The organism is Campylobacter sp. RM16187 (genome assembly GCF_025319965.1).
In the GTDB taxonomy this organism is placed as follows: Bacteria; Campylobacterota; Campylobacteria; order Campylobacterales; family Campylobacteraceae; genus Campylobacter_A.
In genome coordinates this window covers 674,070-698,350 of record NZ_CP012549.1, presented here as the reverse complement: position 1 = coordinate 698,350, position 24,281 = coordinate 674,070, and the positions used below count along the sequence as shown (strand labels likewise).

Below are 24,281 nucleotides of genomic sequence, written 5' to 3'. Positions count from 1 at the left end.
AATATGAAGCGCGGGTTTTCTTTGCTTGAGCTTGTAATTTCTATCGTAGTAATGGGAATAGTTTTTTTATCTATTCCCACTATAATAATGCAAAATGCAAAAAACAATACATCAGCCATAATCCAACAAAGTGTAATGGATACCAAAACACGTATGGCTCTTATACTTAAAGCACCGTGGGGCTGCGTGAATAATACTTCTCTTATAGGCAAACCCACCCCTATTTTTAGTGGCGATTCTGCAAATAATTTTTACACAAAAAATTCAATTTCGGAAACTAATAGAAGGGCATTTTCAACTGAATCAGGCGATAGTTGCTTAGCTTCAACAGCAACTTCTCCAGAGGAAAAAAGTATAAGTTCATTTTCCGATAAAGCCAATAGCGAAGGATTAAAATTTACTGTAAATCCAGAAAGCACAACTTACAACAGGGATAATGTAGTAAGTGCGACAATGAAAACACAGGTTGATAAAAAAGACATGACAGGAGCTACAAATAATAACATTAAAGTCATAGAAATAAACACGACTGCACACGCCAGCCCAGATATAAATATAATACTTAGAGCTTATTCGGCAAACATAGGCGATAGCCCTATCATACAGACAAGATCATGGTAATGAAAAAAGCTTTTACACTTCTTGAACTAATAGTAGTTTTGGTTATTACAGGTATTATCTCCATTCTAAGCACGGACATAATACTAAATATATACAGAGGATATTTACAAAGTAGAGCAATAAACACTCTTGAGGCTCAAACAGAGATAGTTTTAGAGCAAATTTCCAAAAGACTAATGTTTCGTATAAAAGAATCCACAATAGGCAGAAAGCCTACGGGAGAATTTGTATCTACTTCTGATGCAGGACTTAATCAAGACTACACTATTCTAGAATGGATAAGCTATAGCTATGAAAGCTTTCAAGACGGTGGGTGGAGCGGCTTTGTAGATCTTCAACACACGAATACTACTCCGCCAGCCACATCAGGTAGTGGCGGTGGAAAAATAGAAACACCGGGCAGCAACTTAACCAGAGCAGACAATACAATATCGGATCTGACAAACGAAAAATCTAAGCTTGATAATAACACTGTCGGAATATACTTTAGAGGTATAGGGGCTAATGTTAACACATCTTTCGGTTATGATAAAGTAAATGCAAACTCTATAGGCATAGTCAATACTACAACAGGCAGTACTACAAATTTAACCATACCTACATATACAGGAACCAATATATCAGAGTATTATTACTTACTCCATACAGCTTATGCTATTGTTCCAGGAACTCCTTCTGCTAACGGCGACTCTGATTTGATATTGCATTACAACTATCGTCCATGGTTATTAGGAGAGAACAACCAATATAATGGTAAAAATTCAAACAGTGTTATAATTGCAACAAACGTTACCAGATTTAATTTTACGGAAGTAAATGGCATGATAGTGCTTAAACTATGTATAAGAGATGCTGGCAGGTCACTTGGTAATGGCGAAGAGGAATCCACCGTATGCAAGACAAAGGCGATATACTAATGAGACACGGATTTGCAATGGTTATGGCGATATTTTTCATGGTTTTAGTAGCCACCCTTGGTGCATTTGCACTTAGTCTATCGACTTCTACAGCAAAACATACTACCGATATATTTTTAAGGGAGCAAGCCGAGCTTTTAGCACAAGGTGCAACAGAGATGACTATAGAAAAAATATTATCTGATAAAAACAAATTAAGTGCTACAAACTGTCCTGGGGCAAATTTTTTACCTATAAAGTTTCCTGACAATACTGAAAATAGACTATTTGACATAAGAGTTGATGTCATACAAATTTTTGGCGACATTAATGGCTGCGGTACAGCTATATCCACAGATGCGTCTAAAGGCACAGTAATACTTGATGTTACAGTAACAGCAAATCAAGCTATCACAAATACCCCTATTAGATTCCATAGACGCACTATCCAAAAGCTCTAATATGTGCTATAATATGGCACATTTCTAATAAAGGAGCCATATAATGAACACAAGCATTGTAGGTAAACAATTTGAACTAACAGACTCTATAAAAGGTTATGTAGAGAATGCGTTTGACGCTCTTGGCAAATATAATCTCGACATCATTTCAGGGCGTTGTGTCATATCAGCGGATGAAAAAAATGGCAAAAAAGGCTTTTCAGTCGAATTTGCGATAAATTTAGCAAGAAAAGACACTATAGTAATACGCCAAAAAGATAAAGATTTATACGCAGCGGTTGATTTGGCAGTAGATCGCGCCTCAAAGGTTCTAAGAAGAGAGCACGACAAGATGACAACGGTCAAAAACAAAGACGAAGGCAAGGAGATAAGAGCCAGAATTGCAGATGAGCCTGTGGAGGGTGTCGATGAAATTATACCTATGGAGCTGGAGCTTTATAAACCGCTTGAGATAGAAGATGCTTTAGAGAAGTTAAAAAATAGCGAAATGCAATTTTACGTATTTAACGATATAGACGCAAGGATGCGTGTAATATATAAGCGCACTGATGGCAAATTTGGACTTTATTAAAATTTAGAGCGGAAAGATCCGCTCTTCTATCTTAACCTACTCTTAATTTATCCTGCTTTTAGCTCTTAAATTTGTGATTGCTTCACCGCCGAGTCCGTAGTTGTCACTATCAACCTCATCTATTATCACAACTGTCGAAGCCTTACTCCTACCTAAAATTTCCGCCACTAGCTGAGTTACACCGGCAATCAGTTTTTGCTTTTGCTCTGTCGTAGGCTCGTTATTTTCTTTGGTTACTCTAATATTTATAAATGGCATCATCATCCCCTTTAAATCATTTTTGTTTGCATACGTAGGCGTTTTTTTGCACTTTGAGTAATATGCTCTTCAAAATCATAGTATTCAAAAGTAGCTCCATGTTGAAAAGCTCCGCCCAAAATATCGCCACTTTGACGGTTTTTAAGATCTATTTCGGCGATTTGAAATCCGTCAAGAGTAGCACAGAACTCCTTTAGTCTCTCCGGCGGATTTTTAAGCTTGGTAAAAAGAAAGCAAAAGCCCTCTCCACCCTGCCTACCTACTCTGCCACGAAGTTGATGAAGCGTGGCAAGTCCAAGCCTCTCAGCCCCTACTACCACGATAGTGCCAAGCCGAGGCAAAGATATACCGACCTCTACAACCGTAGTTGAAAGCAAGATGTTGCCGCGCTCTTTAAAATCACGCAAAATTTGCTCTTTTTCTCTGTCCTTGCCGTGCGTCACAAAGACATTTTTAAAATTTTTAAGCCAAAAGCCCTGCGCTTCACTCAAGCTCTGATACGTCGAGCCTTCACTAATCTCAACCAGCGGATACACGATGATAACTTGCTTGCCTTTTGAAATTTGCTCTTTTATATGCCTTAAAAGCGAGTCAAAATCCCCGCTTTGCAAAATTTGCGAATGTATAGTTTTTTTAAAAGGCATCTGCTTTAAAAAACTAAATTCCACAAACGAGCTTTGTATCATGCTAAGCGTGCGCGGTATCGGCGTAGCGGAAAACTGAATAATATGAGCGTAGCTTTCACCATTCCTAGCTAGCTGATTTATCCTTTCTCTTTGGTTTGAGCCGAATCGGTGCTGCTCATCTATCATCACGACTGCTGCCTTTGGAAGCTCGTTATAAAGCAGTACATGAGTGCCTATTATTAAATTTACACCATCAAATTTAGGCTCTTTTTCGCCGCTTTTTACAAGTTTTATCTTCATAAAATTTGGCAAAAGCCTAACAGCTTCATCATAAATTTGCTCGGCTAAGATAGACGTAGGTGCCATCACAACGGCAGTTTTTGGATAAACCATCAAAGCAGACGCAAGGATGACAACAGTCTTGCCGCTTCCTACATCACCCATAACAACGCGTCTTTTAGCCTCAAAGCCGCTAAAATCAGCCCTTATATCAGCTATAGCCTTTTCTTGATCGTTTGTAAGGCTAAAGGGCAAAGAGCTTATCCATCCCACAATATCAAAAATTTCTATATCGTTTGCTTTAAAATTTCTCTTTTTGGCACTTAACTTTTTTAGATAGTTATAAATTTCTACAAATTTCAAAATCTCAATCCCAAGCCCATTTTTATTTAATTCATCTATTAAAATTACGCTATTTTCATCATTTTTGTGAATTTTGGTTAAAAACTCGGCTTCGTTTTGACTTAGCCCCTCAAATATCAAATTTTCAAATTTGATATATTTATCGATCAAAGAGCGAAATCTATCATCGCGCAAATTCAGTTTGTATTTGGGTAATATTTCATTTATTTTAGTGATAATCTTGGGATTTGTTATCTGCCATCCGCCAAAAGCATAGGAACACTTGCCGTTAATATATATTTTCTTATGGAGCTTAAAAGCTCCAAAGTGCCAGGCTTTCGCATTAAAAATCACTATCTTTATATTTGTAGACCAGCTTTCGCACCAGCTTACAATATGCAAAATCCCATTTTGTCTATATGAGTTTTTTATCTCCACTTCCACGCTCACACTACCATCTTTAGGAGTATTTGTAAGCGTGGTATCGTCGTAGTTTTTCGGGATTTTTAGAGCCAGATCAAGCAGAGTAAAAATCCCGATTTTATTTAAGTCTTCTTTATCTTTTGCGTCAAATTTCATTATACAGCACAGCAAAACTTAGCTTGGTTATCTCCGTATGCTCGGCAATAAATTCATTTAATTCGCTAAGTTTTAGTTTTGAAATTTTATTAAGCTCCTCTTTAAAATACCCAAGCTTAAATCCATTGTAAAATTCGTTTTGAGCGATGTTTAATCTATTGAGCAAAGTCTCTTGCATGAGAGGTTCTGAGCCTAGTAAAAATTTCTTAGCCTGAGTCAACTCATAGGCGCTTACACCGTTTTTAACAAATCTTTCAAATTCGCTTCTGACTACACTCATGACCTCATTTTTATTTTCGTTTTTAGTTTGCAGATACCCTGCTATTTGAGAATGGCTAGGAACAAAACCCGATCTGGCATAAGCCGAATATGCAAGTCCTCTCTTGACACGAATCTCCTCCATTAACCTAGAGCCAAATCCTCCCTCTCCCAAAATAAATGTAGCCACTCTAGCCTTAAATCTATCTTCTATATTCACCCTAAAAGGAGCACCAAAATATACGTATGCTTGCTCGCTTGGCTTAATGATAAGCTTTTCGCTCATTTTTTCACTTGTTTCTATTCTCCCTTGAACCCTTTTCTTTCCGCTTTCCAAATTTGACAAAATATGGCTTAAATTTAGCTCATCCATAGCCACATCTCCACCAAAAACTACAAATAGATTTGCTAAATCAAGATGGGCTTTTAGGAAGTTTTTGACATCATCAATAGTTATTTTTTCTATACTCTCTTTAGTGCCTGTTGTCTGATTTGCTAAAGCTGTATTAGGATACAAAAGCTCATTTAAAGCCGATTTGGCTACATAGTCATAGTTGTTTTCATTACTTAAAATTTCACCAATCGTAAGTTTTTTAAGCTTATTTAAAATTTCATCGGTTAAATTCGGCTCTCTCAACAGCTCTTGAAGTTTTTTAAGGGCGAAGCCAAAATACTCTTTTAAACAATTCAGCTCTATACTTATCGTCTCAAATCCGGCGCTTGCATGCATATTGATAGCTCTTATTTCAAGCTCTTTAGCAAATCTACTTGTGCCTTCGCTAAGGGTGCCTTCATTTAAAATTTTAGCCGCCAAATTTGCAAGACCGCTATTTTGTGAGTCCTCGCAACTTCCGGCAACTTTAAAAATAAGCTTAAGATAAACTACAGGCAAAACCTTTGAACTTTCAAAGATAACGGGAATTTGAGTGTTTTTAACTTTTAAATTTACAGCTTTCATTCGTAGAATTTCTCCAATATATCGTAATTTGTATTGCGTTTTGCAGGCTTTTCGCCTACATCGCGTATTAGATTTATCATCTCGTCTTGATTCATCCTGTATGCTGCGCCTGCGGCCTTTACGACGTTTTCTTCCATCATGGTTGAGCCTAGATCGTTTGCACCAAAAAGTAGCGCAAGCTGACCGATGTAGCTTCCTTGCGTGACCCAGCTGCTTTGAATATTTTGAAAATTATCCAAAAATAGCCTTGAAACCGCAAGCAGCCTTAAATAGCGATTTGATGACTGTTTTTCGATTTGCGGCTGCTCGGCGATTAGCTTGGTATTTAGCCCTTGAAAGCTCCACAGGATAAATGCTCTAAAGCCGCTTGTGAGGTCTTGCAGATCTCTGATGTGCTGCCAGTGTTCAACTATCTCGCGAGTCGTCTCAACCGTGCCAAACATCATCGTTGCCGTTGATTTTACCCCAAGCTCGTGGGCTTCTTTATGAATTTTTAGCCAAGTTGCGGTGTCGCATTTCTTGGGCGCTATGATGTCTCTAACTCTGTCGCTTAGCACCTCAGCGCCCGCCCCCGGGATCGAATAGAGTCCTTTATGCTTTAAGCGGGCTAGAACTTCGCGAGTTGAAATTTTAGAAATTCTTGCGATGTAATCAATCTCAATCGCCGAAAACCCGTGGATGGTTATCTGCGGATAAGCTTTACTGATCCACTCGACTAAATTTTCATACCAGTCGATCTTAAGTTTAGGATGAACGCCGCCTTGAAAGAGAATTTGCGTACCGCCTATGGCTATTAGCTCCTCTATCTTTTGCCCGATTTCTTCAAAGCTTAGCACGTAAGCATCTTCTTCTTTTGCATGGCGATAAAATGCGCAAAATTTACAATCAACCCAGCAAACGTTGGTATAATTTATGTTTCTATCGACGATAAAAGTTGTGATTTTTTCAGGATGAAGCTCTCGCTTTTTGGCTAGCGCCATAGCTCCAAGCTCGTTAAGCTCGGCATTTTCTATCAAATTTATAGCTTCATCTACACTAAGTCTTGCCAAAATTTTCCTTTGTTTAAATTTGCAAAAGTGTAGCTAAAAATGGTTTTAAATATGATAAAGTAGCAAATTATTTCAATATAACCTTATTTCCTTTAGTTCCAATTACCTGAACCTTTTCTCCATCTTTTAGCTCCCCATCATAGCTCCAAAGGGTTCCTTTGAAATAAATCTTACCCTCTTTTACTTCTCCCATTCCACTTTCGTTTAAAAAATCATCTTTAACTTCGTTTTTAGAGTTATAAAATTTATCTTTTATAGGCTTTTTTAGGGTAAAAAGCAGGATGACGGATATAATAGCTGCAAGTAAAATTTGATGATACCAGAGCATATCTATAAAAAATCCAAAAACTCCTACTATCAAAAATCCTAGGCCAAAAAACATTATAAAAAATGATCCTATAAGTAGTTCGGCTACTATCAAAAATACACCTAAAGCTAAGACTAAAAACGGAGATATCATTTTATTTTCCTAAATTTCAACTTTTCTTAGTGCTTATAAAGTTCTTTAAAACACTAATAGCTCCGATTAGTTCAGTTGCCTCATAAGGCACTAAAATTTTATCCTTGCTACTATTTTTTGCAAGCTCACTAAAAGCACCTACTCGGTCTCTGGCTAGCAAAAACTCTGCCGCATTGGCATTTTTTTCCATACTCTCATTTATCATATCCATCGCGTCTTTTTGACCTTGAGCGATGGCTATTTGCTCGTATTTTTTAGCATCTGCCATTCTTTCGATAGCTTCAGCTTGAAGCACTTTTTCTTGTTTTAAAGCCTCTGCATTTCGTATCAAAGCCTCTTTTTCAGCTTGGGCCTTAAGCTCGATGGCGCGCTTTTCGCGCTCGGCTTTCATCTGCATATTCATAGCCGCTTCAATACCAGCAGGAACTGAAATTTCGGAGATCTCAACGCGCATGATCTTTACTCCCCAGTTGCTAGCCGCATCACCAAGAGCTGTTTGAAGCGCAGCGTTTAGTCTATCTCTAGAGCTTAGAGTATCATCAAGATTCATAGCGCCTATCTCGCCTCTTAGGGTTGTCATGGCCAAATTTGCGATAGCTTTTTTATAGCTATCCACGTTATAAAGAGCCATTCTTCCATCGGTTACTTTTAGAAACACTATACCGTCAACAGAGATATTTACGTTATCTTTTGTAATAACCTGCTGTTTTAAAATATCCACAAGTTGCTCCCTAACTGTTATTTCGGCTCTAATTCTATCTATAAAAGGAATTATAAGATGAAATCCACCATCTAGAACCTTATGAAATTTGCCCAAGCGTTCAATTATCATAATATCCGATTGAGATACGATTTTGATACCGGCTTTTAAAAATAAAAAAACCAAAATGGCTACAATAACTACAAAAACGATAAATGCTTCACTATACATTTTTTATCCTTTATATATTTTAAACAATTATAACACATATGGATTTAAAAGATTTAAACTTATCTAACTATAATTTAAATTGGCTATAATCACAAAAAATTTAAAGGATAGCCGATGAAAAAGATAGTATTTTTTATAGTTAGTATAGTGATTTTTTCGGGCTGTGCTTCACAAAATTTAAATAAACCTAAAGTAGAGTGCGAAAACACAGCAAGTGCAACTACCTGTAAAATTCAAAACATAAAAATACCTAGCACATTTTTGGCAAACCTAATATGCAAAGAGTGCGAAACCGCTACAAGCACACTTACATTAAATAAAAATAAAAGCTTTGAAATCGAGACCATACTTAACAAAAAAAATGTCCAAAAAATCCTTGAAGTTGGTCTTTACTCGATAGACGGAGACACCGTAACCCTTATAAATCAATATAGAGAGAAAAGTAAATATAGATTTGACGGAGTCAATTTAATCAGAATCGAGTCAAAAGATATTTTTGTCAAAGAGCCGATTTGGCAAAAGGTAATATACAGGCCTTTGGAAACTATAAATTAAAACCAAATAAATAAATTTTCTAGTTTAACTTGCCTCTTTTTTAGGAAAAATTATGAGAAATTTGATAAATTTACGTTTTTAGATATGAATTGGAGCAAGTAAAAAATCATAAATGAATAGATTTATCACTTTACTAAAAAAGGATCAAATCCTTACTCGCCTTTCACTTATTCAACTGATATGTTACTTTGGAATTTGGTTTTCGCACACCGGAGTTTTTACACTGTTAATAGAGCTTAAAGCCCCTGTATGGGCTATAACTACGGCTGCCGCTTTGGCCTTTTTACCGGGAGTTATTTTGGCACCCTTTAGCGGGATTTTAGTCGATAAATTTAGTCCAAAACCGATGCTTGTAGTGCTTACTATAGTAGAGGCTGTGACGGTGTTTATGCTCATTTTTATAGATTCCTTGGATATGATTTGGCTACTTTTCGCAATCATTTTCATAAGAGCAGGCGCAGGAGGAACATATTTTCAAGTAGAAATGAGCCTTTTCCCTAAAATTTTAAACAAAGACGACTTAAAGCTTGCCAACGAAATTCACTCTTTAATATGGGCATTTTCATATACGGCCGGAATGGGGCTGGCGGGTATTTATATACATTTTTTTGGCATTAAAAGCGCATTTTTACTTGACTGTATCTTATATATAGCGGCTCTTCTTATCCTATTAAAAATCAATATCAAAGCAGAGTTTACAAAAACTTCAGCCTCTACTATGCAGATGCTAAAAAGCGGACTTTCATACATGAAACAAAACCCCATCATAATACACCTGATTTTGCTTCACGGAATAGTAGGGGTAACATCTTACGACGCTCTTGTAGCACTTTTAGCCGATTATCAGTATAAAGAAATTTTGTCGGCCTCTCTTGTAATAGGTTTTATAAATGCCTGTAGAGCGATAGCCCTTATTAGCGGTCCTATCCTTATGAGTAAAATTATAAATAATCAAAATTTAGTCTATATCTATATAGGTCACGGGGTGGGGGTCTGCCTATGGGGGATTTTACAATTTAACTTCTATCTTGGATTTTTAGGTACTATGGCAGCAGGATTTTTTACCTCGACGCTTTGGAGCTATACCTACACCCTGCTTCAGCGCAAATGCGATGAGAGGTATCACGGTCGCATAATAGCCTATAACGACATGGTCTATCTTGGAATAGGCGCTATAACATCGGCTAGTATAGGAATGTTATTTAAGCTTGGCGTTACGCTTTGGGGTATTACGATACTAATGGGATGTATATTTTTTCTAGGGGCAATATATTGGAGTGTGGTTTATAAAAAATATAAGGATACTCTAGACTAAACCTTTGTGTAATAGGTCACGTTTGGCAATGTTAGCTTTTTATAAATATGAGTATAAGGAACTAAATCTGCATGCCCCATATATAACCTTCCATTATCGTTTAAAATTTTATGAAATCTCTCTACCGTCTTTAGCTTATACTCCTCATTAAAATATATAATCATATTTCTAGAGAAGACAATATCGAATTTGCCAAGCCTAAATATAGAGTCATCAAAGATATTTACTACACTAAAATCGCACCTTGGCAAAAGCTCTTTTTTTATCCTGAATTTATCATCTACCTTATCAAAATAGATCTTCTTTTGAGTATCATTTAGGCGGTGTAAAGAGCGCTCGGAATATAAACCTTCAAAACATTTGTCAATGGCTTCAGAGTTTATATCTATGCCGGTAATTGAAATTTGAGATGTGTTAAGCATATTTGAATGAGCCAAAATTCCTAGAGAATAAACCTCTTCTCCGCTAGAGCAAGGGGCGCAAAGTATGCGCACTCTTCCCAAATTTTTAGCATGATATATTGCTGCTTGAAGCTGAGCAAGCTCTCTAAAAAAATATGTCTCGTTTATTGTGATGAGGTTTAGTATATCTTGTCTAAGGGCTCTATCGACACTAATCTTTAGGCTTAAATTTTCAAATGTGGCAATATTATTGGCTTGACAAAAATTTGCCAAACGATGCCTTACGATATCTTTTTTTGATTCAAGATCTACCCCGCAAATACTCTTAATATTATCTATCAGCATATCAAGCCCCGAACTATCGCTAGGCAAAGGAGGTATTTTTGTATCTTTTACACCTGATGTAACACTATCTTTCTTAAATTTATCAAAAAACATTTATAAACCTTTCAAGCTCAGCTCTTATTTGATAAATAGACATGGATTTAAGATTTGGATTTATCTCTTTTGCACGCTTTGGCATACCATATACTATAGCACTCTCTTTACTTTCCGCTATACAGTTTGCTCCGGCCTTATAAAGCTCATTTAGACCTCTTGCCCCATCATCTCCGATGCCGGTAAGAAGTATTGCCATAACATCACAAAATTTACAAGCTTCAACAGCGGAGCTAAACAAAATATCTACATTGGGATTATATGTAGTCTCTTTAATAAGATCACATACTTTTGCGCTAAGTGGCCTGCATGTAGTTATTTCGGAGTTCTTTTCGCATATATATATAGCATCCTTAAGCTCTGTTTTGTCTTCCAGTCTTACCACATCCGCACAACACTCTTTGCCAAATTGATCTACAAAACTCGGTATAAACATTAAGCTCATATGCTGGGCTATAACAACACTCGTATTATGTATTTTTAAATTTCTAAAAAGCTTCTTTAAATGTCCCGGACCTCCGGTAGAAGCTCCTGCTAATACTAATTTTCTCTTCAAATTTTATCCAATCTATTTTTTATTTGTCATTCTATAAAGAAATCCAAAAACCTCGGCAACTGCCTTATAAAGATTAGGCGGAATCTCGTGATTTATATCCACCTTGCTTAATAATTCTACCAAATCCGCATCCTCTTTTATAGGGATATCGTTAGATCTTGCTAAATTTATTATATTTTTGGCCACTTCGCCGGATCCGCTGGCTAAAACCTTTGGTGCATTATCTTTTGAACGATTATATCCTAAAGCTACTGCTTTTTTGGTCTTTACCTTTGCCAATTATTAACCCCTAAATCACAACTCATATTATCCTGTCAAATCCCATATTAAGTCTATCAAAATCATTATAAAGCGTATTTAAAGAGAGCTTTGGCATTGTTTTTAAACTAAAATTCGAAAGTATTAGACCTTGATCGTTTATGACCCTTTTTAGCTCTTTGGCGCCGCTTAAAATCAGCTGCTTAAACTCCTCTTTTTGAGTTGCTATGGATATATCTATATATCTATTTTCACTTAGTCCTAAAACTATATTAATACTGCCTAGCTTCTGGAAATTTAAATCTATCTGCGCATAGTGCTTTTGCTTTTTACCGCGTTTAAAGGCGATTTTAGCTCCGTCAACATCATCCCAAACATAAGGAAGATAGGTCTCAATGCCCCCTGCCATACTTGATACGAGCTGATGCATCTCTATTTGAGCTATCAGTTTTGAGCTCAGCTGATTTATTTGAGAATTTGGGTCGGAAACGCTCTTTGTCTGTATATTTAAAAGCACGCTTTTAACATCGTTTTGAAGTGCTTTTATGCTCTCTTCTGTGATCTTTGGCTGAATGTTTTTAATATCTTTTTGAGCCAAATTTTGCTGCTTTGAAAGTCTATTTATCTCATCCATATTTGTCTTTGCTTCAAATCCTATTTTATCAGCTAAATTTAGCGCCTGATTTAGCTTATTTGCGACCGCTTTTAATCTATCTTGCAAACTAAAATTTTCTACACTAAATCCTTTATTTAAAATTTGCTCGACAAATGAATTTATCACATTTGGTTGATTTACCGTATTTTCTATAGCTTTTTCAACCTCGTTTATAAGGTTTGAAAGCTCTTTTAAATTTGAGCTATAGGCTCTATTTTGACTTAGTTTTTCTGTTGAAATTTCTGGAATTTTAGTCTTTAAATTTGCTATCAGTTCATTTATTTTATTAATCTCATTTTTTACTGCTTTTTCACTTAAAATAAGCCCTTTTTCGCTCATTGCATTAGCCTGCTTATCTAGAAATTTAACTATATTTTCAAGCTTTGCACTATTTTCCAAAAGCGACTTTATAGAGGAGTTATTTAAAATTTCTTTGTTTTGAATTTTTGCGTTTTTTAAAATTTCACTTAGTTTTTCAAAGCTCTCGTTAGTGTTTAAACTATCATCTTTGGCTAGAGTTAAAATTTGATTTAAAAGCTTGGAATTATATAAGTTTTTAATATCGTCAAAAAGTTTATTTATTGAAACTGGAAGGATATTTTTATTTACTATAACGTCTTTTAGATTAGCCTCAAGCATTATGCCGGAATTTTTTATCTGCTCGTTTAAGGCGCTCGCCTTAAGCTCTGAAATAGGCTTTAAAAAGGTCTTTAATTTATCAATAAAGGGCTTTAACTCAGAATTTTGATCTGCTAATTTTATTAAAGATTTCAGATCTTTTACTAAATTTGGCGCAACCTGCAAATCTTTAGCTTGATTTGCGATTTCAGCCATCTTTGCGCCGCTAGAGCTTGTCTTCAGCTCGTCTAAAAGCCTATTTACAAGCTTATTGATATCGCCTATATCATTAGCAGAAACTTCCGAATCTATTTGAGTCGGTAAATTTTGAGGATGATTTTTAAATAGAGCCTTACTATCTTTGGTCTCGGAGCCTTTTAATTGATTTGGGTCTAGTCCTATCTTGGCCGAGGTTAAATTTCTTAAAATTTCCATACTACCAAATCACTATTTTTCACTTTTGTTTTATATTTACAGTAACATTAGCCATAGTTCCGGGACTATGTTCAAAGATCTTTCTGCTCTCAATCGGAATAGTTTTTTGAGTAAGTGCAAAAATAATAAGAGATATCAAAAGCACCACATAGACCCACATAAATCCCTGAGGACCAAAAAAATACATAGTAGCGCCCATTATTATGGGTGAAAACAGCGAGCCTAGTGAGTAACTAAAGAGTATAGCCCGACCCATCTCTATGGATTTTGACTTATACTCAAGCATATCATTTGCTCTTGCAAGAGCCAAAGCGTATAGGCAAAAAACTCCTGACCCTAAAAAAAACGACAATATGTATTGCAAATTTATATCCAAATCAAACAAGATAAAAATAAACGCCGCAATCAAAGAGACAAAAGAACAGCCGATTATCACCGGTCTTCTTCCGAATCTATCGGAAAGTGAACCTATAACGCAGTGAGCTATAAACCCTCCAACCATCGCAATAGTCATAAAAAATGAAACCTCTTTGGCATCATATCCTTGAAGTAGTATATATATGCTAGCCATAGAAAAAAAGCCGTTTACCAAAACTCCGGCAACTATGCTTGTAATAAGAGCTAGCGGCACTAAGTTAAATATACTTGGTATGCTAACGCTTCTTTTTTCTGGTATTGGCGGCTCTTTAATACGGTTTAAATTTAGAGGAATACTTGATAAAAGAATAAAAGCCGCGCTGATTAAAAATATCTGAGAGCTAGTTAGATTAAATCCTAATATCAAAATTCCAAGTCCAAAACAAGAGTAAAAAACAACTTCGTAAAAGGCTAAAACACGCGATCTTATCTGATCCTTAGCTCTAGTATTCAGCCAGCTTTCAGCTATCATCAAAATAGAGTAATAACAAAATCCAAGACCGCCTCTAAGAAGCGCCCATAGATATAAATTCTGGCTTAAATCATGAAACATAGCACAGACGCCAAATATCGATGAAAATATGGCAAAACTTCTAATATGCCCTACTTTTGATACGATTTTGTGTGATATTATAGTGCTAAGCATGGCGCCTACAAAAAACACTGATATTACAAGTCCGGTTTCAAGCTCACCAGCGCCCATTTTTTTAAGCTCAATTCCAGCCGAGCTTACTACAAGTCCATTTCCTACAAAAAGAAGCGCTATCCCGAAAAATAGCGGGATCATCGCCTTTATCGTTCTTTTACTACTTGTCTGCACGACTCATTACTCCATAAACTAAAGCTCCTATGGGCATAATTCCAAGAGCTATTAAAAATGCTATGATATTTAAATTTCCCTGTCTATTTAAAGCTAAAAATCCAAGAGCCAAAACAGCATAAGTAATAAGCCTAAAAGGCACAAAAGCGGTATGCAAATTTGCAAATTTAGGAATCTTTTTCATAGCTTCTTTTTCTCTTTTTAAAATTTCCTTAGGATCAAGCTCTTGTTCAGCAAGGTTCTCTATTTTGCTATCTTTTTTAATGATTTTTTTACCATCGTCTGTGTGTTTGGTAAAATTTTCACCCCATTCGTTACCATCATCTTCATCATAATAGTCATCGTCTAAGATAAATTTCTCGTTCTCAACTCTTGAAAGAACACGTCTTTGATACGATTTAAATGTCGCAAACAAGATTAAAAGAGAACCAAAAAACGCTACTTGAGTACTATAAAACCAGCTTTTGCCCATAAAAAAAGAGCTTGCTAAAAGCAAAATTTCAAAAATACCGTAAATAGCTAAAAGCCTTCTAGCCACAGACACTATTTGTCTTCCTCTTCATCATCCTCATCGTATGGCACAGGCTTAAATTTTGTCTCATCTTTAAGCTCGTCCATACTCTTTTTAACTCTGTTATAAGCCTTTTTGACATTTAAAATGGCTGCTGCGATACCAAAAGCCATACCAACAAACAGTGCCCAAGTCCAACCCGTCTGCTTCATTATCCAAAACCCAAGTCCGGTTCCTATGGCAACTGCAACCACCATAGATATACCAAGACTTAGCTGCTCTGCACCTTTTACGATCTCGCCAAAATTTAGTTTAGCCATTGTTTTTTATCTCGCGCAAAGATTCCTCTGCGGCTTTTACGGCGAATTTTATATTTTCTTCGCTCATTACAGTGCATATAAAGCCTGTTTCAAACTGACTAGGAGCTAAATAAACTCCTTTTTCAAGCATCTTTTTATGAAATTTAGCATAAAGAGCGGTATCGCTCTTTAGCGCATCGTCATAGTTTTTTACTTCAAATTTATTAAAAAAGAATCCAAACATAGAGCCGCGAACGCAAATTTGCATTTTAAACCCGTTATCATCGGCAGCTTTTTTAAATCCTCTCATAAGCATATTGGCTAAATTTTCAAGCTTTTTGTATATGGTAGAGTCATTATATATCTTGCTAACAGAGGCTATACCAGCAGCCATAGCCACAGGATTTCCGCTTAGAGTTCCAGCCTGATATACGCTTCCATCAGGACTTAAACAGTCCATTATCTTAGCTCTTCCGCCAAATGCCGCGGCACTCATGCCCCCACCTATAACCTTACCAAAGGTAACCATATCGGCTAAGATGTGATTAAATTCAAAAGAACCCTTTTTGCTAGCTCTAAATCCACTCATTACCTCATCAAAGATTAAAACTGCTTTATACTCATCGCAAAGCCTTCTAAGACCTTTTAAAAACTCATTGCAAGCAGGCACCAGTCCCATATTTCCAGCTATTGGCTCGATTATAACTGCTCCTATCTTAGCTCCGCTTTTAAAGATATTTTCAACACTTTTTATGTCGTTATATTTAGCCAAATATGTGTTTTTTACGACATCTTCAGGCACTCCTGAACTTGAAGCATTACCGTAAGTCGTAGCCCCACTTCCAGCCTTTACCAAAAGCGCATCACTATGTCCGTGATAGCAGCCTTCAAATTTTATAAGTCCATCCTTTTTAGAGTATCCTCTAGCAACTCTAATAGCACTCATTGTAGCTTCGGTGCCTGAGCTTACAAAGCGAATTTTTTCTACGTTTTCAAACTCATCGCAAATAAGCTTAGCTAGCTTTGTCTCAAGCTCGGTCGGAGCTCCAAAGCTAAGACCTTTTTTGGCAGTCTCAATAACGGCATTTTCTATATCCTTATCGCAGTGTCCAAATATAAGCGGCCCCCAGCTTTGGATGAAGTCAAGATATCTATTACCCTCAATATCTATTAGATAAGCACCCTCACCTCTTGATACTATAAATGGTTCGGAACCAACGCTACCAAAAGCACGAACAGGCGAATTTACACCTCCCGGGATATATTTTTTAGCCTCAACAAAAGCTTCACTATTTCTCATCTTTCTTATCCTTATTAAAATTTATTACATATTCGTAGAGTAAAACCATCTCTTCATCGGTTAAAAAGTATGTTGGCATCATTCCTTTAGGGCTTACTACGGCCTTTTGAAATGTCCAAAAGTCTAGATCATTTATTCTTGGGGCTCTAAGCTCATCATCTATTACTTTATTTAATTTTTTATCAAAGCGTCTAAATTTAGCTATCAAAGCCCCCTCGCCCTTTTTACCGTGACACTTATCGCATCCTATTCCTCTAGGGTTTGAATAAAGCATCTTGGCGTATTCTGTTTTGGTTATAAAATCACTTGCAAAAAGATAGCTAAAAAGCAAAGAAAAAAGGGCCAATTTTCTCATAAATTCTTTCGTTTTTCGTAAATTTAATATAAAATTAGTTATGATACACTCTTTGTGATTAAAACAGCATAAAGGACAAATTTATGATTTTACTAGACGGAAAAGCCGTAAGCGCAAAGATGAAAGAAAGAGTTAAAAACGAAGCCGTGAAGCTTAAAAATTTAGGCGTTGAGCCTGCTCTTGCGGTGATACTAGTCGGCGAGGACAAGGCAAGCCAGACATACGTCGCCTCAAAAGAAAAAGCCTGCCACGCTTGCGAGATCAAATCCATCATGCACAGACTACCCGAACAAACAACCCAAAGCGAGCTTTTAGCACTAATAGATCTTTTAAATTTAGACGATAGCGTAGACGGGATTTTAGTCCAACTCCCGCTTCCAAAGCACATCAACACATCTCGCATTTTAGAGGCTATAAAAGCTAGCAAGGACGTAGATGGATTTCATGCGATAAATGTCGGCAAATTAGCAAGCGGTCTTGACGGATTCGTGCCTTGCACCCCACTTGGCATAATGGAAATTTTAAAAGAGTACAAAATAGATGTAAAAGGCAAAAATGTCTGCGTAATCGGCAGAAGCAACATTGTCGGAAAACCAATGGCAAATTTAATGCTAAATGCCGATGCTACAGTAACTGTAACTCATAGCAAGACTAAAAATTTAAAAGAAATTTGCCTAAACTCCGATATCATCGTAGCCGCGATAGGAAAGCCGTTTTTTCTAACAGCCGATATGGTAAAAGATGATGCAATAATCATAGATGTAGGCATAAACAGACTCGAAGACGGAAGACTTGTAGGAGATGTTGATTTTGACTCTGTAGCGCCAAAATGCTCTTATATCACACCGGTTCCTGGAGGAGTTGGTCCTATGACAATTGCAATGCTACTTGCAAATACGATAAAATCAGCCAAAAATAGAGCAAAGGCGTAAATTTTGAAAAAAGCATTTAATAAATTTTTAGACTTCTCAAACAGCTGGACAGGCACTGTAGTAATTGTCCTGCTTGTCATATTTTTTATAGCTCAAGCTTTTGTAATTCCGTCAGGTTCTATGAAAAATTCACTCCTAATAGGCGATCACCTCTTTGTTAAAAAATTTAGTTACGGAATCCCTACTCCCAGAATTCCATGGATAGAGCTTAAAATTTTACCAGATTTTAGAGGTAACGGACATATTATAAACGGAGACGGACCAAAGCGAGGCGATATCGTTGTTTTTAGATATCCTCACGATGAGAAAATTCACTATGTAAAGAGAAATTTTGCAACCGGAGGAGATGAGGTAATATTTACAGAAAAGGCTCTATTTTTACACCCTAAAGAAGGAGAGGAATTTATCAAAGAAAATTATCCAAAAGAGAGCTTGATAACAATAGCTGGAAAACTCTTTGTAAAAGAGCCTTATAAATTTCCAGGAATTTACTATGACGATAAGGTAAATTTATTCGAGCAGGCGCTATATTATTTAAATGCTGGCAAATTCGCTATGCAGCCAGTCATAGTAAATGAACTTGATAAGATAAAAGACCTGCCGTTTAACGCATTTTATTTTAAGGTTCCAGATGATGAGTATTTCATGGTAGGAGACAACAGAGACCACTCTAACGATAGCCGTTTTTGGGGAAGCGTTGCTTATAAAGATATTGTCGGAAAGCCTTGGTTCATCTACTTTAGCTGGGATAACGAGTACAAGATAAGATGGAATAGGATCGGTAAATCGATAGAAAGCATCCAAAACGATTCTATATATGCCCAAAAAGCTATGAGCGAAGGGCATGATGACGGCACCAAGATAGAGTGATAAGATTTGAGCGGATTTGAAAATATCGATATCGTAGAGATTGTTACTCTTGTCATAGCGCTCACCATAGCTATCGTAGGACACGAGATAGCTCATGGGTGGGTCGCTTATAAATTTAAAGACAATACAGCCAAAAATCTCGGTCGCCTTAGCATAAACCCTATCAAGCACATTGATCCGTTTGGAACCATCATATTTCCTGGATTGCTATATATTACCGCCGGATTTGTTATAGGATGGGCCAAGCCTGTTCCTATAAACGCTCACACGGTTATTAGAAACGGTGGATATAAGGCAATGATATTAGTATCTCTTGCAGGAATTATATATAACTTTATTCTTGCGACCATATCGTTTTTTATGATAAAAACCGGGATTTTTCAAGCGGATTTACAAAAATTTTTAATTATGCTCATGCTCGTAAATTTAATACTAGGGCTATTTAATCTATACCCTATTCCTCCGCTTGATGGCTCTCAAGCTGTAGAATACTCACTAAGATCCATAAATCTTCATAAAATCGCAAGTTTATTTTCTAGTCTTCAACGTTACGGAATGATAATACTTATTCTCATCATAGCCTCACCGCTTAAAGACCATGTTTTTTATCCTATAAGATATGCGCTTGAAATGGTTAAATTTGCGCTTTAATTAAACAAAAAACGCAAATTTTTATTACCGAAATTTAGAAAATTTTTATTTAATAGTAGTTTTGATATAATTGCTAAATTTAATAAACCTATGGACTACTTAATGAATATCGAAAAGATTTTTATAGCGAGCGACCACGCAGGATTTGATTTAAAAGACGAGATAAAAACATTTCTAAAAACCTTAAATTTAACAGTTATAGACCTTGGTACAAACAGCTCCGAAGTAAGCGTAGATTATCCAGATTTTGCAAACTTGATGGCGGAAAATTTAAAAAACCAAAACGAATATGGAATATTAATTTGCGGAACAGGTATTGGAATATCAATCGCCGCAAACAGGCACAAGCACATTAGGTGTGCGCTATGTCACGATATATACACAGCATCTATGGCAAGAGAGCATAATGATGCAAATATAATCGCTTTTGGTGCAAGAACTACAAAGCCAGAGGATGCAAAAGAGATGATAAAAAAATTCTTTTCATCCGAATTTGCGGGAGGAAGACACTTAAGAAGAGTCGATAAGCTGGGCTGCTGCAGGGCGCAAATATGATAACTGATTGGCTCATACTTACATTCTTAATCTGCATTTGCATATATTTAGTTGTAATGGTATTTTACTTCAAAACCCTACTTAAAAAAGAGAGAGCTACTAAAGATTTTATGAAAGATAATCTCCAGGATACCGAAGTTGTTATCAGAAAGCTTCAAGTTCAATTACAAAGAAGTCTAGGCAATATCGATATTCTAACCGAGGAACTCGGCAAGGTAAAAAATGATGCAAACGCCCTTCGCACGAGAAATTCTCAATACCGCTTAGAAAATGACAAGCTAAGACAGAGAATTCGTGAGCTAGAGGGTAAAATCGAGGCATTACTATAAATTTTAAGGACAAATCATGAGAGAGTTAAGTCAAAAAGATAAAGAGTTTTTACTAGATTCAATCCGCTGTATCAAGGATTTTCCAAAACCCGGAATAGTTTTTCGCGATATAACTACGCTTTTAAATAATACCGAAGCTTTTAACTTTTTAATGGATCATCTATTTGAGAGATATAAGGATTTTGAGATCGACTTTATTGCAGGTATAGAATCGCGCGGATTTATATTCGGGGCGGCTCTCGCGGCAAGACTTAGGATACCTTTTGTGCCTATTAGAAAGCCTAAAAAGCTGCCTTATATAACGATTTCGCAAAAATACTCGCTTGAATACGGAGTTGACGAGATAGAAATTCACATAGATGCATTTGGCGATAAAAAGGATGCTAGAGTGCTTTTGGTAGATGATCTCATAGCCACCGGCGGCACGGCCAAAGCTTCGGTTGAGTTAATCAATCAAACCGACGCAAAGTGTGTTGAAGCGTGCTTTTTGATAGATTTAAAAGAGCTTAAAGGAAGCGAGAATCTAAAACCTCTTACAAAAATTTATAGTATTTTGGAGATCTAATATGGAGGCTTTTTTTATAGATCTTCTTACAAAATACGGATATATTATACTTTTTATATGGTGTATGATGGAAGGAGAGATGGCTCTTATAATGGGAGGTATCATGTCTCATACGGGACAGATGGATTTGGGACTTGCTATATTTATAGCAGGACTTGGCGGATTTGCAGGAGATCAAGTCTATTTTTACATAGGGAGATATAATAAAAATTTTATATCCAAAAAACTACGTTCCCAAAGAAGAAAATTCGCAATAGCCCATATGCTTCTTAAGAAAAACGGATGGCCGATCATCTTTATTCAGCGCTATATGTACGGACTTAGGACTGTAATACCTATGAGTATAGGACTTACAAGATATGATGCCAAAAAATTTGCTTTTATAAATTTAATAAGCGCATGGTGTTGGGCTGCGATAACAATCATCCCTGCATATTTTTTAGGAGAGCATATACTAGATATTTTAGATAAGGCAAAAGAGCATTGGTATATAGCAATACCTATCGCTGCAACCTTCCTTGGGGCGCTTTTGTATGGATTTAAAAGGATAGAAAACAAGATATTAAACGAAAGGAAAAATAGACGTAATGCAATTTAGTATAGTCAATAAAAAAATAGATGCCATAAAAGCCGATTTGGAGCTGATCTTTGTCGTGGATAAAAATTTAAAACACAAATTTATAAAAGATGAAAAAAGCTTTAAATTTAGCAACTACAAAGGAGATAGTCCGCTACTTCTCATAGAAAACGCAAGGCTTTATATCCCTGTAGCAAAGCTTGAATTTGACGAGCTTAGACTGGCAGCCGCAAAGGCTTATAACTGCCTAAAAGGGCTAAATGTAAAAAAAATCAAGCTTGCAAGCTACTTAGCAGAATGTGCCAAAATGAGCTTTCAAAGCTTGGTTGAGGGCTTTGCGCTTGGAGCTTATGAGTTTAACAAATACAAAGAGAAAAAAGAGAGCTACACGCTAAATGAGATAATCTTTAGCACAGAAGAGTTTGAAGGCAAAAAAGTAGATACCGCAAAGGCAGAACTTGGCATAAAACACGGTGAGATAATGGCAAGCGCGGCAAATTTCACAAAAGATATCGTAAATGAAATTCCTGAAATTTACACTCCGCTAAAAATGGCTGAAGACGCACAAAATTTGGCTAAAAATTTAAAAAACGTAACATGCAAAATTTACGATGAAAAATTCCTAAAAAAAGAGAATATGAACGCGTTTTTAGCTGTAAATCGCGCTTCTGTTCATCCGCCTCGCTTGATACATCTAGTGTATAAACCAAAATCGCCTAAAAAGAAGATCGTATTTGTAGGCAAGGGTCTAACTTACGATAGCGGCGGACTTAGCTTGAAGCCGGCTGATTATATGCTTACGATGAAAGCCGATAAAAGCGGAGCTGCGGCTGCACTTGGCATCATAAAGGGCGCTAGCGAGCTTGAGCTGCCTTTTGAAATTCACGCGGTTTGCGGAGTAACCGAAAACATGATAGGAGGCAACGCCTATAAACCTGATGACGTACTTATCTCACGCTCAGGAGTAAGCATAGAAGTAAGAAACACTGACGCAGAGGGCCGCTTGGTGCTGGCTGACTGCTTAAGCTGGGCGCAAGAGCTAAAGCCTGATATCTTAATAGATATGGCAACTCTTACGGGAGCTTGCGTGGTTGGCCTTGGCGAGTACACGATAGGACTAATGGGAAATAACGAAGAGCTAAAGAGCGAGCTTAAAGCAAAAAGTGCAAAAAGCGGCGAATTTGCCACTGTTTTAGAATTTAACAGGCACTTAAGAGAGCTTGTAAAAAGCCAAATCGCAGACGTTAGCAACATAGCTTCAAGCAGATACGGAGGAGCTATCACGGCAGGAATTTTCCTAGATAAATTTATAAAAGAAGAGTTTAAAGATAAGTGGATCCACGAAGATATCGCAGGTCCTGCATACACCGAAAAAGCTTGGGGATATAACCAATCAGGCGCAACGGGAGCCGGAGTAAGGATGAATTTATACTATCTTAACGCGCTTGCAAAGGAGCTGTAATGGGTCTTGGAGTAGGTATCGTAGGTCTTCCAAATGTCGGCAAATCAACCACTTTTAACGCTCTTACAAAGGCGCAAAACGCAGAGAGTGCAAACTATCCGTTTTGCACGATCGAGCCAAATAAAGCTGTGGTGCCTGTGCCTGATAAGAGATTAAACGAGCTGGCTAAAATCGTAAATCCTAACAAAATTCAGTATTCCACCATCGATTTTGTCGATATCGCCGGACTTGTTAAGGGTGCAAGCTCGGGAGAGGGTCTTGGAAACAAATTCCTTTCAAATATACGCGAGACAGAAGTCATACTTCACATAGTGCGCTGCTTTGAGGATGAAAACATCACTCACGTAGAAGGCGGAGTCGATCCCGTGCGAGATGTAGAAATCATCGAAACCGAGCTAATCCTAGCCGATATCGAGCAGCTAAATAAAAAGATCGAACGCCTAAACAAAGAGACAAAAGCAAATCAAAAAGGTGCAAAAGAAGCGCTTGAGATAGCAACTAAGCTCTTAGCTCACCTAAATGAAGGCAAGAGCGCAAGCAGCTTTGAGGGGCGCGACGACGAAGCATTTATCGCTTTAAACAAGGAGCTAAGACTACTAAGTGCTAAAGAGGTGATATACGGTGCAAATGTCGATGAGGACGGCATTAGCGAGGATAACGAATATGTAAAAAAACTTCGCGAATTTGCCGCTCACTCAGGTCATGAAGTGATAAAGCTGTGTGCAAAGATAGAAGAGGAGCTTGTGGGTCTAAGTGACGAAGAGGCGCATGAGTTTTTAAGCTCACTTGGTACAAACGAAAGCGGTCTTGAAAAGATCATCAGAACAGCCTTTGCCAAGCTAAATTTGATAAGCTACTTTACCGCAGGCGTTGTCGAGGTGCGCGCATGGACGATCACAAAAGGCTGGAAAGCTCCAAAAGCCGCAAGCGTGATACACAACGACTTTGAGCGCGGATTTATACGTGCAGAGGTGATAAGCTATGATGACTACATCGCTTGCAACGGCGAAACAGGTGCAAAGGAAGCCGGCAAAATGAGGCTTGAAGGCAAAGAGTATATCGTGCAAGACGGCGATGTGATGCACTTTAGGTTTAATGTTTAATTTAATCAAAGCGAT

At 37.0% G+C, this 24,281-nt stretch carries 30 protein-coding genes; 15 read left to right on the top strand and 15 right to left on the bottom strand.

All coding sequences use genetic code 11. The features are described 5' to 3' along the window. Nucleotides 1-3 precede the first annotated feature (3 nt). From CDOMF_RS03790 to hpf, 4 genes are read left to right on the top strand one after another with little or no spacing between them, the layout of a single operon-like run. Nucleotides 4-621: a type II secretion system protein gene (locus CDOMF_RS03790; RefSeq protein ID WP_260952528.1), complete on the top strand. Its 618-nt coding sequence runs from the start codon at nt 4-6 to the stop codon at nt 619-621. Continuing rightward, nucleotides 621-1,538 carry a type II secretion system protein gene (locus tag CDOMF_RS03785; protein ID WP_260952527.1) on the top strand — a complete coding sequence of 306 codons (918 nt, stop codon included), beginning with the start codon at nt 621-623 and terminating at the stop codon, nt 1,536-1,538. Before CDOMF_RS03790 ends, CDOMF_RS03785 begins: the two co-directional genes overlap by 1 nt. Next, a complete protein-coding gene (locus tag CDOMF_RS03780) occupies nt 1,514-1,978 on the top strand; it encodes a hypothetical protein (protein ID WP_260952526.1) in 465 nt (154 codons plus the stop codon). Before CDOMF_RS03785 ends, CDOMF_RS03780 begins: the two co-directional genes overlap by 25 nt. A 43-nt stretch (nt 1,979-2,021) precedes the next feature. Beyond that, entirely contained in the window at nt 2,022-2,549 is a 528-nt protein-coding gene (gene hpf / locus CDOMF_RS03775) for a ribosome hibernation-promoting factor, HPF/YfiA family (RefSeq protein ID WP_170000854.1), read from the top strand. A 42-nt stretch (nt 2,550-2,591) separates the two neighbouring features. On the opposite strand, the gene CDOMF_RS03770 is transcribed toward hpf, so the two are convergent. The 6 genes from CDOMF_RS03770 to CDOMF_RS03745 form a co-directional block, all read right to left on the bottom strand. Continuing rightward, nucleotides 2,592-2,807 carry a 2-hydroxymuconate tautomerase family protein gene (locus tag CDOMF_RS03770; protein ID WP_169974841.1) on the bottom strand — a complete coding sequence of 72 codons (216 nt, stop codon included), beginning with the start codon at nt 2,805-2,807 and terminating at the stop codon, nt 2,592-2,594. An 11-nt stretch (nt 2,808-2,818) separates the two neighbouring features. Further along, a complete protein-coding gene (gene recG / locus CDOMF_RS03765; RefSeq protein ID WP_260952524.1) occupies nt 2,819-4,633 on the bottom strand; it encodes an ATP-dependent DNA helicase RecG in 1,815 nt (604 codons plus the stop codon). Further along, nucleotides 4,623-5,849 carry a M16 family metallopeptidase gene (locus CDOMF_RS03760; RefSeq protein WP_260952523.1) on the bottom strand — a complete coding sequence of 409 codons (1,227 nt, stop codon included), beginning with the start codon at nt 5,847-5,849 and terminating at the stop codon, nt 4,623-4,625. Before CDOMF_RS03760 ends, recG begins: the two co-directional genes overlap by 11 nt. Then, nucleotides 5,846-6,898 carry a dehypoxanthine futalosine cyclase gene (locus CDOMF_RS03755; protein WP_260952522.1) on the bottom strand — a complete coding sequence of 351 codons (1,053 nt, stop codon included), beginning with the start codon at nt 6,896-6,898 and terminating at the stop codon, nt 5,846-5,848. The genes CDOMF_RS03760 and CDOMF_RS03755 overlap by 4 nt, the downstream gene beginning before the upstream one ends. 67 nt (nt 6,899-6,965) lie before the next feature. Then, entirely contained in the window at nt 6,966-7,358 is a 393-nt protein-coding gene (locus CDOMF_RS03750; protein ID WP_260952520.1) for an NfeD family protein, read from the bottom strand. Between the two features lie 16 nt (nt 7,359-7,374). Continuing rightward, the gene (locus CDOMF_RS03745; RefSeq protein ID WP_170018470.1) at nt 7,375-8,289 is read right to left on the bottom strand and encodes an SPFH domain-containing protein; all 915 of its coding nucleotides are present in this window, start codon (nt 8,287-8,289) and stop codon (nt 7,375-7,377) included. 114 nt (nt 8,290-8,403) lie between these two features. On the opposite strand from CDOMF_RS03745, the gene CDOMF_RS03740 reads away from it, so the two are divergent. Next, nucleotides 8,404-8,844 carry a copper resistance protein NlpE N-terminal domain-containing protein gene (locus CDOMF_RS03740; protein ID WP_260952518.1) on the top strand — a complete coding sequence of 147 codons (441 nt, stop codon included), beginning with the start codon at nt 8,404-8,406 and terminating at the stop codon, nt 8,842-8,844. Between the two features lie 112 nt (nt 8,845-8,956). Further along, nucleotides 8,957-10,159 carry an MFS transporter gene (locus CDOMF_RS03735; RefSeq protein ID WP_260952516.1) on the top strand — a complete coding sequence of 401 codons (1,203 nt, stop codon included), beginning with the start codon at nt 8,957-8,959 and terminating at the stop codon, nt 10,157-10,159. On the opposite strand, the gene CDOMF_RS03730 is transcribed toward CDOMF_RS03735, so the two are convergent. Genes CDOMF_RS03730 through CDOMF_RS03690 form a run of 9 tightly spaced genes read right to left on the bottom strand, consistent with a single transcriptional unit; the run spans nt 10,156 to nt 17,222 of the window. Continuing rightward, on the bottom strand, nt 10,156-10,998 hold the full coding sequence (locus CDOMF_RS03730) for a CheR family methyltransferase (protein WP_260952515.1): 843 nt from the start codon (nt 10,996-10,998) through the stop codon (nt 10,156-10,158). The genes CDOMF_RS03735 and CDOMF_RS03730 overlap by 4 nt on opposite strands. After that, the gene (locus CDOMF_RS03725; protein WP_260952514.1) at nt 10,988-11,554 is read right to left on the bottom strand and encodes a CheB methylesterase domain-containing protein; all 567 of its coding nucleotides are present in this window, start codon (nt 11,552-11,554) and stop codon (nt 10,988-10,990) included. Before CDOMF_RS03725 ends, CDOMF_RS03730 begins: the two co-directional genes overlap by 11 nt. 12 nt (nt 11,555-11,566) lie before the next feature. Continuing rightward, entirely contained in the window at nt 11,567-11,833 is a 267-nt protein-coding gene (locus tag CDOMF_RS03720; protein WP_169974077.1) for a FlhB-like flagellar biosynthesis protein, read from the bottom strand. A gap of 22 nt (nt 11,834-11,855) precedes the next feature. Beyond that, on the bottom strand, nt 11,856-13,520 hold the full coding sequence (fliK, locus tag CDOMF_RS03715; RefSeq protein ID WP_260952513.1) for a flagellar hook-length control protein FliK: 1,665 nt from the start codon (nt 13,518-13,520) through the stop codon (nt 11,856-11,858). A gap of 19 nt (nt 13,521-13,539) precedes the next feature. After that, the gene (locus tag CDOMF_RS03710; protein WP_442863528.1) at nt 13,540-14,724 is read right to left on the bottom strand and encodes an MFS transporter; all 1,185 of its coding nucleotides are present in this window, start codon (nt 14,722-14,724) and stop codon (nt 13,540-13,542) included. A gap of 19 nt (nt 14,725-14,743) precedes the next feature. After that, nucleotides 14,744-15,295, bottom strand: coding sequence for a hypothetical protein (locus tag CDOMF_RS03705; protein WP_260952511.1), 552 nt, complete (start codon nt 15,293-15,295; stop codon nt 14,744-14,746). 5 nt (nt 15,296-15,300) lie between these two features. Next, a complete protein-coding gene (locus CDOMF_RS03700) occupies nt 15,301-15,588 on the bottom strand; it encodes an AtpZ/AtpI family protein (RefSeq protein WP_169974081.1) in 288 nt (95 codons plus the stop codon). After that, nucleotides 15,581-16,867, bottom strand: a complete 1,287-nt coding sequence (hemL, locus tag CDOMF_RS03695) for a glutamate-1-semialdehyde 2,1-aminomutase (protein WP_260952509.1) — start codon at nt 16,865-16,867, stop codon at nt 15,581-15,583. Before hemL ends, CDOMF_RS03700 begins: the two co-directional genes overlap by 8 nt. Then, nucleotides 16,857-17,222, bottom strand: a complete 366-nt coding sequence (locus CDOMF_RS03690) for a cytochrome c (RefSeq protein WP_260952507.1) — start codon at nt 17,220-17,222, stop codon at nt 16,857-16,859. The genes hemL and CDOMF_RS03690 overlap by 11 nt, the downstream gene beginning before the upstream one ends. 83 nt (nt 17,223-17,305) lie before the next feature. Here CDOMF_RS03690 and folD point away from each other — a divergent pair, with 83 nt between their 5' ends. From folD to ychF, 9 genes are all read left to right on the top strand, one after another. Further along, on the top strand, nt 17,306-18,154 hold the full coding sequence (gene folD / locus CDOMF_RS03685; RefSeq protein ID WP_260952506.1) for a bifunctional methylenetetrahydrofolate dehydrogenase/methenyltetrahydrofolate cyclohydrolase FolD: 849 nt from the start codon (nt 17,306-17,308) through the stop codon (nt 18,152-18,154). A gap of 3 nt (nt 18,155-18,157) precedes the next feature. Beyond that, nucleotides 18,158-19,024, top strand: coding sequence for a signal peptidase I (lepB, locus tag CDOMF_RS03680; RefSeq protein ID WP_169974087.1), 867 nt, complete (start codon nt 18,158-18,160; stop codon nt 19,022-19,024). Between the two features lie 6 nt (nt 19,025-19,030). Beyond that, nucleotides 19,031-19,675: a site-2 protease family protein gene (locus CDOMF_RS03675; RefSeq protein ID WP_260952505.1), complete on the top strand. Its 645-nt coding sequence runs from the start codon at nt 19,031-19,033 to the stop codon at nt 19,673-19,675. A 102-nt stretch (nt 19,676-19,777) separates the two neighbouring features. Next, nucleotides 19,778-20,230 carry a ribose 5-phosphate isomerase B gene (rpiB, locus tag CDOMF_RS03670; RefSeq protein WP_260952504.1) on the top strand — a complete coding sequence of 151 codons (453 nt, stop codon included), beginning with the start codon at nt 19,778-19,780 and terminating at the stop codon, nt 20,228-20,230. Further along, nucleotides 20,227-20,559, top strand: a complete 333-nt coding sequence (locus CDOMF_RS03665; protein WP_169974091.1) for a hypothetical protein — start codon at nt 20,227-20,229, stop codon at nt 20,557-20,559. Before rpiB ends, CDOMF_RS03665 begins: the two co-directional genes overlap by 4 nt. A 16-nt stretch (nt 20,560-20,575) precedes the next feature. After that, on the top strand, nt 20,576-21,124 hold the full coding sequence (gene apt / locus CDOMF_RS03660; RefSeq protein WP_169974093.1) for an adenine phosphoribosyltransferase: 549 nt from the start codon (nt 20,576-20,578) through the stop codon (nt 21,122-21,124). Nucleotide 21,125: 1 nt separating this feature from the next. Further along, complete coding sequence (locus tag CDOMF_RS03655; RefSeq protein ID WP_170018485.1) at nt 21,126-21,722, top strand: DedA family protein; 597 nt, start codon at nt 21,126-21,128, stop codon at nt 21,720-21,722. Then, on the top strand, nt 21,712-23,163 hold the full coding sequence (locus CDOMF_RS03650) for a leucyl aminopeptidase (RefSeq protein ID WP_260952502.1): 1,452 nt from the start codon (nt 21,712-21,714) through the stop codon (nt 23,161-23,163). Before CDOMF_RS03655 ends, CDOMF_RS03650 begins: the two co-directional genes overlap by 11 nt. Beyond that, a complete protein-coding gene (gene ychF / locus CDOMF_RS03645) occupies nt 23,163-24,266 on the top strand; it encodes a redox-regulated ATPase YchF (protein WP_260952501.1) in 1,104 nt (367 codons plus the stop codon). Before CDOMF_RS03650 ends, ychF begins: the two co-directional genes overlap by 1 nt. The last annotated feature ends 15 nt before the right edge of the window (nt 24,267-24,281 follow it).

What these genes read in the sequence shown, in the direction of transcription:
- CDOMF_RS03790 (WP_260952528.1), top strand. Translation starts at nt 4, where the DNA reads ATGAAGCGCGGGTTTTCTTTGCTTGAGCTTGTAATTTCTATCGTAGTA.
- CDOMF_RS03785 (WP_260952527.1), top strand. Translation starts at nt 621, where the DNA reads ATGAAAAAAGCTTTTACACTTCTTGAACTAATAGTAGTTTTGGTTATT.
- CDOMF_RS03780 (WP_260952526.1), top strand. Translation starts at nt 1,514, where the DNA reads ATGCAAGACAAAGGCGATATACTAATGAGACACGGATTTGCAATGGTT.
- hpf (WP_170000854.1), top strand. Translation starts at nt 2,022, where the DNA reads ATGAACACAAGCATTGTAGGTAAACAATTTGAACTAACAGACTCTATA.
- CDOMF_RS03770 (WP_169974841.1), bottom strand. Translation starts at nt 2,807, where the DNA reads ATGCCATTTATAAATATTAGAGTAACCAAAGAAAATAACGAGCCTACG.
- recG (WP_260952524.1), bottom strand. Translation starts at nt 4,633, where the DNA reads ATGAAATTTGACGCAAAAGATAAAGAAGACTTAAATAAAATCGGGATT.
- CDOMF_RS03760 (WP_260952523.1), bottom strand. Translation starts at nt 5,849, where the DNA reads ATGAAAGCTGTAAATTTAAAAGTTAAAAACACTCAAATTCCCGTTATC.
- CDOMF_RS03750 (WP_260952520.1), bottom strand. Translation starts at nt 7,358, where the DNA reads ATGATATCTCCGTTTTTAGTCTTAGCTTTAGGTGTATTTTTGATAGTA.
- CDOMF_RS03745 (WP_170018470.1), bottom strand. Translation starts at nt 8,289, where the DNA reads ATGTATAGTGAAGCATTTATCGTTTTTGTAGTTATTGTAGCCATTTTG.
- CDOMF_RS03740 (WP_260952518.1), top strand. Translation starts at nt 8,404, where the DNA reads ATGAAAAAGATAGTATTTTTTATAGTTAGTATAGTGATTTTTTCGGGC.
- CDOMF_RS03735 (WP_260952516.1), top strand. Translation starts at nt 8,957, where the DNA reads ATGAATAGATTTATCACTTTACTAAAAAAGGATCAAATCCTTACTCGC.
- CDOMF_RS03730 (WP_260952515.1), bottom strand. Translation starts at nt 10,998, where the DNA reads ATGTTTTTTGATAAATTTAAGAAAGATAGTGTTACATCAGGTGTAAAA.
- fliK (WP_260952513.1), bottom strand. Translation starts at nt 13,520, where the DNA reads ATGGAAATTTTAAGAAATTTAACCTCGGCCAAGATAGGACTAGACCCA.
- CDOMF_RS03710 (WP_442863528.1), bottom strand. Translation starts at nt 14,724, where the DNA reads ATGATCCCGCTATTTTTCGGGATAGCGCTTCTTTTTGTAGGAAATGGA.
- CDOMF_RS03700 (WP_169974081.1), bottom strand. Translation starts at nt 15,588, where the DNA reads ATGGCTAAACTAAATTTTGGCGAGATCGTAAAAGGTGCAGAGCAGCTA.
- hemL (WP_260952509.1), bottom strand. Translation starts at nt 16,867, where the DNA reads ATGAGAAATAGTGAAGCTTTTGTTGAGGCTAAAAAATATATCCCGGGA.
- CDOMF_RS03690 (WP_260952507.1), bottom strand. Translation starts at nt 17,222, where the DNA reads ATGAGAAAATTGGCCCTTTTTTCTTTGCTTTTTAGCTATCTTTTTGCA.
- folD (WP_260952506.1), top strand. Translation starts at nt 17,306, where the DNA reads ATGATTTTACTAGACGGAAAAGCCGTAAGCGCAAAGATGAAAGAAAGA.
- rpiB (WP_260952504.1), top strand. Translation starts at nt 19,778, where the DNA reads ATGAATATCGAAAAGATTTTTATAGCGAGCGACCACGCAGGATTTGAT.
- CDOMF_RS03665 (WP_169974091.1), top strand. Translation starts at nt 20,227, where the DNA reads ATGATAACTGATTGGCTCATACTTACATTCTTAATCTGCATTTGCATA.
- apt (WP_169974093.1), top strand. Translation starts at nt 20,576, where the DNA reads ATGAGAGAGTTAAGTCAAAAAGATAAAGAGTTTTTACTAGATTCAATC.
- CDOMF_RS03655 (WP_170018485.1), top strand. Translation starts at nt 21,126, where the DNA reads ATGGAGGCTTTTTTTATAGATCTTCTTACAAAATACGGATATATTATA.
- CDOMF_RS03650 (WP_260952502.1), top strand. Translation starts at nt 21,712, where the DNA reads ATGCAATTTAGTATAGTCAATAAAAAAATAGATGCCATAAAAGCCGAT.
- ychF (WP_260952501.1), top strand. Translation starts at nt 23,163, where the DNA reads ATGGGTCTTGGAGTAGGTATCGTAGGTCTTCCAAATGTCGGCAAATCA.